Origin of the sequence: Nocardia sp. NPDC020380 (assembly GCF_044386975.1) — a bacterium.
Classification (GTDB): domain Bacteria; phylum Actinomycetota; class Actinomycetes; order Mycobacteriales; family Mycobacteriaceae; genus Nocardia.
On the sequence record NZ_JBIRVQ010000002.1, the window covers coordinates 759,132 to 766,170 of the forward strand.

Consider the following 7,039-nt stretch of genomic DNA (forward strand, 5'->3'; position numbering starts at 1 on the left):
GCCGATCGGTTCATGCTCACTGGGCGAGCGGGGTTTGGGTGGGGGAGTGCAGCAGGTCGAGGGACTTGCCGTCGCCGAGGTACATGTGCACCCCGCACGGCAGGCAGGGGTCGAAACTGCGCACGGTGCGCATGATGTCGATGCCTTTGAAGTGCTCCCGGTCGTTCTCCTCGAAGATGGGCTGGCCCTGCACCGCGTCCTCGTAGGGGCCCGGCGTGCCGAAGCTGTCGCGCGGGTTGGCATTCCACGGGGTGGGCGGATACGGGTGATAGTTGGCGATCTTGCCGTCGCGGATCACCATGTGGTGCGACAGCACGCCGCGCACGGCCTCGGTGAAGCCGCAGCCGATGCCCTCGTCGGGGACCTCGAAGGACTCCCAGGTCTTGGTGCGCCCGGCCCGGATCTCGGCGAGCGCCTGTTCCGCGAAGTGCAGTGCGCACGCGGCGGCATAGGCCTGGAAGTAGGTGCGGGCGCGGTTGCGTTCGATAGTGTTGCTACCGAAAGCCGGTATCTTCCATTCGAATTCGACGGGGCCCTTCAAGGCGGTGCGGGGCAGGTTGATCTGCACGCTGTGCCCGGTGGACTTCACGTAGCCGATATCGACGAGCCCGGCCAGTGCGGTGGACCACAGTCGGGCGAGGGGTCCGCCGCCGGTGTCGAGGGCGAGGTGGTCCTTGCCGTCGAACCAGCGTGGCGACATCACCCAGCTGTACTTGTCCTCCAGATCGCGTTTCTGCGGTTTGGGGTTGGTGTGCTGGTTCCACGGGTGGCGCCGGTCGACCGGATTGCCGAGCGGATCGTTCTTGACGAACATCTCCTGATCGGTCCAGTCGTCGTAATACGAACTGCCCAAAAGGATTCGGATGCCGAGGTTGATGTCGACCAGCGAGGTGGTGACGAGTTTGCCGTCCACCACGACGCCCGGGGTGACGAACATGCGCCGCCCCCACTCCTCCATGTCCTTGTAGGCGAAGTTGCAGACTTCCGGGTCCTGGAAGGAGCCCCAGCAGCCGAGCAGGGTGCGGCGCAGGCCGACCTTGTCGTAGCCGGGCAGGGCTTCGTAGAAGAAGTCGAACAGGTCGTCGTGCATGGGCACGACCTTCTTCATGAACTCCACGTACCGCATGAGCCGCGACATGTGGTCGGTCATCAGCTGAATGGTGGCCACCGTGCCGACTCCGCCGGGATACAGCGTGGAGGGGTGTACGTGGCGGCCTTCCATGAGACAGAACATCTCTCGCGTGTACCGGCTGACCTGCAAGGCCTCCCGGTAGAACTCGCCGGTGAACGGGTTCAGCGCCCGCATGATGTCGGCGATGGTGCGGTAGCCGTGCGCGCCGGCCTGCGGGGCGTCGGTCTTCTCCGCGAGGGTGAGCACGCTCGGATTGGTCTCGGCGACCATCTTCTCGCAGAAGTCCACACCGACCAGGTTCTCCTGGAAGATATTGTGGTCGAACATGTATTCCGCGGCCTCGCCGAGATTGACGATCCATTCACCGAGGTGCGGCGGCTTCACGCCGTAGGCCATGTTCTGGCAGTAGCACGAGCAGGTCGCGTGATTGTCCCCGCAGATACCGCAGATGCGGCTGGTGATGAAGTGCGCGTCGCGCGGATCCTTGCCGCGCATGAAGATCGAATAACCGCGGAAGATGGACGAGGTGCTGTGACACTCGACCACTTCGCGATTGGCGAAATCGATTTTGGTGTAGATACCCAGGCTGCCGACGATACGAGTGATCGGATCCCACGCCATTTCCACCAGGGCGCCGGGTTCGATATTGCGGTGCGAGGGTTCCGGGATGATCTGAGTCATCGCAGTTCTCCTACCAGGTGCGTGTCGCACCGGTTTCCAGCTCGGTGCCGCGGTGCCGCCAGTGCGGCTCCTTGTCGACCGTGCGCGCGGTGATGTGGCGCAGACTGCGGATCACCGACCCGTAGAGTCCGGAAGCAGTGGACGAGAGCTTCCCGCCCGGCGGTTCGTCCATGAACGGCATGAACTTGTCCGGGAATCCGGGCATGGTGCAGCCGATGCAGATACCACCTACATTCGGGCAACCGCCCACGCCGTTGATCCAACCGCGTTTGGGCACATTGCATTTCACGACCGGACCCCAGCAACCGAGTTTGACGATGCACTTGGGGGAGCCGTATTCGTCGGCGAAATCGCCCTGCTCGTAATAGCCGGCGCGATCGCAGCCCTCGTGGACGGTGGCGCCGAACAGCCATTTCGGCCGCAGCGCTTCATCGAGCGGAATCATCGGGGCCTGGCCGGTGGCCATGTAGAGCAGATAGGTGAGGGTCTCGGAGAGGTTGTCGGGATGGATCGGGCAGCCGGGCACGCACACGATGGGGATGCCGGCCTTGCTCTTCCACTCCCAGCCGAGATAGTCGGGGACGCCCATGGCGCCGGTGGGATTACCGGCCATGGCGTGGATGCCGCCGTAGGTGGCGCAGGTGCCGACCGCGACCACCGCGGTGGCTTTCGGCGTGAGACGATCCAGCCATTCGCTGGTGGTCATGGGCTGGCCGGTGGCGGGGTCGTTGCCGAATCCGCACCAGTAGCCTTCGGTGTGCAGTTGCTCGTTGGGGATCGAGCCCTCCACGACCAGCACGAACGGGTCGAGTTCGCCGCGGTCGGCCTTGAAGAACCATTCCAGGAAGTCGTCGGCTCCGCCGGTGGGGCCGCATTCGAAATCGATGAGCGGCCAATGCACGGCGATCTTGGGCAGCCCGGGCAGGGATCCGAGAGCGATCTCCTCGATACTGGGCTGGGTGGCGGCAGTCAACGCCACCGAATCACCGTCACAACTGAGGCCGGCATTGATCCAAAGAACGTGGATCAACGTCTCTTCGGCTTTGACTGCTTCACGAGTTGGCATTGACGCCACCCCTTACAGAAGCTTTTGAAGCTGTCGGCCACCAGGCCAGGTTCCTGCTAGGCAAATGTTGCGAATATGCGAACTCTGTCAACCCCGGTATCGAGCTGCTGCCGCTCTCGGCCACCACCGGCGCCGGCCTGCCCGCTAGGTACGACTGGGTATTCGCACAGCGATCGAAGCTGTTCAGCGTCCTTGAGGATGAGTCGCACGGGGCATAATTCGCTCTCGCCGGCCCGATCATCCGCACGTCCGGCACGACGCTGTGCCCGGGACGAGGCAAATGTCGAGGTGCGCGCCGGCTGCGACGGTTCCCTCGGCGATCAGTTCGAAACAGAACTCCATGGCCTCGGGCACCACCGCGCACAGTGCGCCGACCTCGACCGTCACGCGGTGCACGCGCCTGCCGGCCGCATGCTCACAGACGGCGTCGATCACACTCTGGGTTATCGCCATTTCGTGCATGGCGGCCTCGGTTCGACGATCGGAGTAGCTTCACGCTACTCCCCGGGTCGAATGGCAGGGGCCCCTTCGGTGTTCAGCCCCGCGTTCCACTTCTCCTCGATCCGGCCGAACCGCCAGGTCAGCAAGGCGACGACCCAGGTGAGAACGAACAGGCCGACGACGAAGTAGCCGAGGATATTGAGATCGAGTCCGCTCAGCCAATCCCAGATACCGCCGGTCCAGCCGAGTTGCTCGGCGAGCAGTCCGAGCAGTTCGACACTGCCGATGATGAGTGCAACCGCAACCGACAGGGCGGTGATCGTGATGTTGTAGAACACCTTGCGCACCGGTTCGGCGAAAGCCCAGCCGTAGGCGAAATTCATGAAGGTGCCGTCGATCGTGTCGAGCAGGCTCATGCCCGCGGCGAACAGCACCGGCAGGCACAGGATCGCATACCACGGCAGCCCGGCCGCGGCGCTGGTGCCGGCCAGCACCAGCAGGGCTACTTCGGTGGCGGTATCGAAGCCGAGGCCGAACAGCAGGCCGATCGGGTACATCTGCCACGGCTTGGTGACCGATTTCATGATCGGGCCCAGCAGGCGATTGGCGAAACCTCTTCGGGCGAGCTGGTTTTCGAGTTCCGCCTCGTCGAGATCGCCGCTGCGCATGCGCCGGAAGACCCGCAGGATGCCGATGAGCACGACGATATTGATGATCGCGATGATGTACAGGAAGGTGCCGGAAACCGTGGTGCCGATCAGGCCGGTGTAGTGGTGCAGGGACGAGGAATCGTCCTCGACCGGGCCGACGATGGTCTTCACGCCGATCGAGAGCAGCAGCGCCAGGCCGAACACCACGGTGGAATGGCCGAGTGAGAAGAAGAATCCCACCGAGAGCGGTCGCTGCCCGTCGTGCATGAGTTTGCGGGTGGTGTTGTCGATGGCGGCGATGTGGTCGGCGTCGAAGGCGTGCCGCATGCCCAGGGTGTAGGCGGTGAGTCCCACGCCGATGCCGAGGGTGCGGTCACCGAGGCTGAAATGCTGCGGCGCGACCAGGGTGACCAGGATGAACCAGCCGATCACGTGCAGGCCGATGATCACCGCAGCCATACCGCCCAGGCGCAGCCACTCCTGTTTGGTCAGCGCGAGCCGCTCGAGGAATCGAAAGGGCCTGCGCTGCTGAACTGTCGACGTCACCGTCTGCCCTCTCCGTGCGAACCGAATTTCTTGAAGGTAGGCGCGACTGTTCCTTGTTGCAAGTCATTGGCAGGAGGGGCGGTGATGCGCCGACCGGGAACACGTTGGCGGAGGCGGGGGTGGACGGGGCAGACTGTGGCCATGCCCGCAGTGCCGCATCACGCCCACGCCGCCGCAGGCGGTGCCCAGGCCCCGGTGGGGGATGGGGAGGAATATGCGCGTGGTCTATTGCGCAGTCGTGGATTGCGGTGCACGGCACCGCGATTGGCGGTGTTGTCGACCCTGGATCGGGCGCGGGACCGGGGGCATCTGACGGTGTCGCAGATTCAGGAGCGGCTCGCGGAAGCCGGTCGCGATGTGGATCTCACGACCGTGTACCGCACGGTGTCAACGCTGGTTGACGCGCATGTGCTGCACGCGCTGGTCATCGACGAGCGCGTGACCAGCTACGGGCTCACCGATATTCCGCACCACCACGCGGTGTGCAACCGCTGCGGCGCGATCGACGAAGTCCCGTCCGAACACCTCACCGATGCGCTGGCCGAGGCTCGCCTGCGCAGCCGATTCGCCTTGCCCGAGACCGCCGGGCTCACCCTGCACGGGCTGTGCCCGAACTGCCAGCAGAGTTGATCGGTCGGTCAGTCTTCACTCGGTCCTGAGCAGCGGCTGGGTCGAGCAGCGGAAGGCGCCGCCGAACAGCCGTGATATCGAGAAATCGATGTACTCCACCGTGATTCCGCGCGCCTCCAGCGCGGCGCCGACCCGCTCGAATTCCGGATCGGTGATGTAGGTGCGGGAATCGATCGGCAGTCCATTGGTGGCCATGGCCGCCGCCTCGTCCTCGCTGACTTCGATGCGGTCCCAAGCGCGCAAGGCCTCGGGGAGTCCCTCGGGCAGGCGGTCCGGGCAAACGATCAGAAGACCCTCGCGAACCAGCCCGATCGCGCAATCCAGGTGCAGCACATGCTCGGGCAGTCGCACGGTGGTCACGGTGAATCCGAAGGGCTGCAAGTACTTCGCGAGCCACTGCACGCCGATCTCATTGGTGGCCATGCCCGAAAGCCCCACGAAGATCTGCTTACCCAGCACCAGCACATCCCCGCCCTCGAGAAACGGCCCCGCTCCCGGCTCACCGAGCGCGGACTTCTCCGGCTGCGGCAACGACACATACCGCGCATCCGACGGCATGACCCGCTCCAACAGCAGTGGCCGGCTCGGCAACACCTCCATCCGCCGATGCGGAAACTGCAGCCCCCCTTCGATCACGTGCTCACCCACCGTGAACCACGGATCCCGAACGAAGAAATTGGCATACCCCGCCCGCCCCGCCGCAGCCCGCTCCGCCCGCGTGAACAACCGCGGCCGCAACACCTCGACCCCATGCCGCCGCAACACCCCCGCCAAAGCCGCCCGCTCGCCCTCCCAAGCCACCTGCTTTTCGGGATACACCTCCCCGAACGTCTTGCCCCACACCGCGTCGAGTATCTCCACGGCCCCCGCCTCCACCGGCATCCAGTGCCCCACAAACGAAGGATCCGCAGGCCCCCGGAACTCACACTGCGAAACCACCACCGTCTTCAACGGTGCGAACTCACTGTCCACCCGAACCAGCAAAGTGTCGGCAACCATGACTGAAACGATATCCACCGCCCCGACCCGATACGCTCGCGAGGTCGAGCGTGGAGGTCTACTGACCGCCCACGTCGAAGGTCATCGCATCCCAACAGGGGGCTCGCCCTTCGCCCCTTCCGCCGCGCGGCACCTGGACGAACTCACCCGCAGGCTGCTCACCGGCCGCAACTGAAATGCCTGATTAGCGGCAATCCCTATCGCCGTCACCGAACACGGCGATACGGTCATCACATCCGAGTGGAGGTGTCATGAAACGGATCGTTATGGCGGCGGTCGGCGTGATCTTGTGCGTCATCGGCGCGATATGGATAGTGCAGGGCGCCGGATCTCTGCACGGTTCCCCGATGACCGGGCACTCCGAGTGGAGCTACATCGGTGGCGTGCTCGTAGTAGTGGGCGCGTGCTTGCTGGTGTGGGTGGGTTACCGGGCGCTGCGCCGCTAGGACAGAGACAAAGATAAAAACTGGAGGTGTGGTTGCGTCGCCTGCCCTGCCCTGCCGGGCCGGGGCTGACGCCCAGCTGGGAGCCGTGACCCCTGTCCCGGCCCATGGACTGCACGCCTCACCTTCTCGAGACCAAAACCAAAAACCGGAAACGGCAAACACGAAAACCCCGAAACCTGAAGAAAACTGACGCAGGCACGACCGGAACACCAGTGCGGGATCTTGTCTGCGTTCCCGCGCTGGTGTGCTGGTCGTGCCTCTGTCGGACTAACTAGACCTCTAGACCTGCCCCTAGCCCAGCTTCTGGCTCGATGCCCGATTCGACATCTGATCCGGTTTTTGGCGTAGGGCTTTGCGCTGCACTCGAACAGGCGCGTTGGGCCAGCCATTCGCGGTGGCGGCGTGATTCGCGTTCGGTGCGGGCGTGGATCCGGGCTACCGATTCGGC

General features: G+C 64.5%; 7 protein-coding genes and 1 pseudogene. 3 read left to right on the forward strand and 5 right to left on the reverse strand.

What is annotated here, in order from left to right; genetic code table 11:
* Window positions 1-16: 16 nt before the first annotated feature.
* From ACH438_RS07415 to ACH438_RS07430, 4 genes and pseudogenes are all read right to left on the reverse strand, one after another.
* Window positions 17-1,813: a nickel-dependent hydrogenase large subunit gene (locus tag ACH438_RS07415; RefSeq protein ID WP_397002256.1), complete on the reverse strand. Its 1,797-nt coding sequence runs from the start codon at window positions 1,811-1,813 to the stop codon at window positions 17-19.
* Between the two features lie 10 nt (window positions 1,814-1,823).
* The gene (locus tag ACH438_RS07420) at window positions 1,824-2,879 is read right to left on the reverse strand and encodes a hydrogenase expression protein HypE (RefSeq protein ID WP_397002258.1); all 1,056 of its coding nucleotides are present in this window, start codon (window positions 2,877-2,879) and stop codon (window positions 1,824-1,826) included.
* A 240-nt stretch (window positions 2,880-3,119) separates the two neighbouring features.
* A pseudogene (locus ACH438_RS07425) lies at window positions 3,120-3,341 on the reverse strand (hydrogenase maturation nickel metallochaperone HypA); the annotation flags it as partial.
* A gap of 35 nt (window positions 3,342-3,376) precedes the next feature.
* Window positions 3,377-4,516: a HoxN/HupN/NixA family nickel/cobalt transporter gene (locus ACH438_RS07430; protein WP_397002260.1), complete on the reverse strand. Its 1,140-nt coding sequence runs from the start codon at window positions 4,514-4,516 to the stop codon at window positions 3,377-3,379.
* Window positions 4,517-4,657: 141 nt separating this feature from the next.
* Between ACH438_RS07430 and ACH438_RS07435 the strand changes: the two genes are divergently transcribed.
* On the forward strand, window positions 4,658-5,146 hold the full coding sequence (locus tag ACH438_RS07435; protein WP_397002262.1) for a Fur family transcriptional regulator: 489 nt from the start codon (window positions 4,658-4,660) through the stop codon (window positions 5,144-5,146).
* A 15-nt stretch (window positions 5,147-5,161) separates the two neighbouring features.
* Here the strand turns inward: ACH438_RS07435 and ACH438_RS07440 are convergent, their stop codons facing one another.
* A complete protein-coding gene (locus ACH438_RS07440; RefSeq protein WP_397002264.1) occupies window positions 5,162-6,145 on the reverse strand; it encodes a dimethylarginine dimethylaminohydrolase family protein in 984 nt (327 codons plus the stop codon).
* Between ACH438_RS07440 and ACH438_RS07445 the strand changes: the two genes are divergently transcribed.
* Both ACH438_RS07445 and ACH438_RS07450 read left to right on the forward strand, forming a co-directional pair.
* Window positions 6,144-6,320 (forward strand): hypothetical protein, encoded by a 177-nt coding sequence (locus ACH438_RS07445; RefSeq protein WP_397002266.1) that lies wholly within the window; start codon window positions 6,144-6,146, stop codon window positions 6,318-6,320. The two genes, ACH438_RS07440 and ACH438_RS07445, sit on opposite strands and share 2 nt — an antisense overlap.
* Window positions 6,321-6,396: 76 nt before the next feature.
* Window positions 6,397-6,591, forward strand: coding sequence for a hypothetical protein (locus tag ACH438_RS07450; RefSeq protein WP_397002268.1), 195 nt, complete (start codon window positions 6,397-6,399; stop codon window positions 6,589-6,591).
* The last annotated feature ends 448 nt before the right edge of the window (window positions 6,592-7,039 follow it).

What these genes read in the sequence shown, in the direction of transcription:
- ACH438_RS07445 (WP_397002266.1), top strand. Translation starts at nt 6,144, where the DNA reads ATGACTGAAACGATATCCACCGCCCCGACCCGATACGCTCGCGAGGTC.
- ACH438_RS07440 (WP_397002264.1), bottom strand. Translation starts at nt 6,145, where the DNA reads ATGGTTGCCGACACTTTGCTGGTTCGGGTGGACAGTGAGTTCGCACCG.
- ACH438_RS07450 (WP_397002268.1), top strand. Translation starts at nt 6,397, where the DNA reads ATGAAACGGATCGTTATGGCGGCGGTCGGCGTGATCTTGTGCGTCATC.
- ACH438_RS07415 (WP_397002256.1), bottom strand. Translation starts at nt 1,813, where the DNA reads ATGACTCAGATCATCCCGGAACCCTCGCACCGCAATATCGAACCCGGC.
- ACH438_RS07435 (WP_397002262.1), top strand. Translation starts at nt 4,658, where the DNA reads ATGCCCGCAGTGCCGCATCACGCCCACGCCGCCGCAGGCGGTGCCCAG.
- ACH438_RS07420 (WP_397002258.1), bottom strand. Translation starts at nt 2,879, where the DNA reads ATGCCAACTCGTGAAGCAGTCAAAGCCGAAGAGACGTTGATCCACGTT.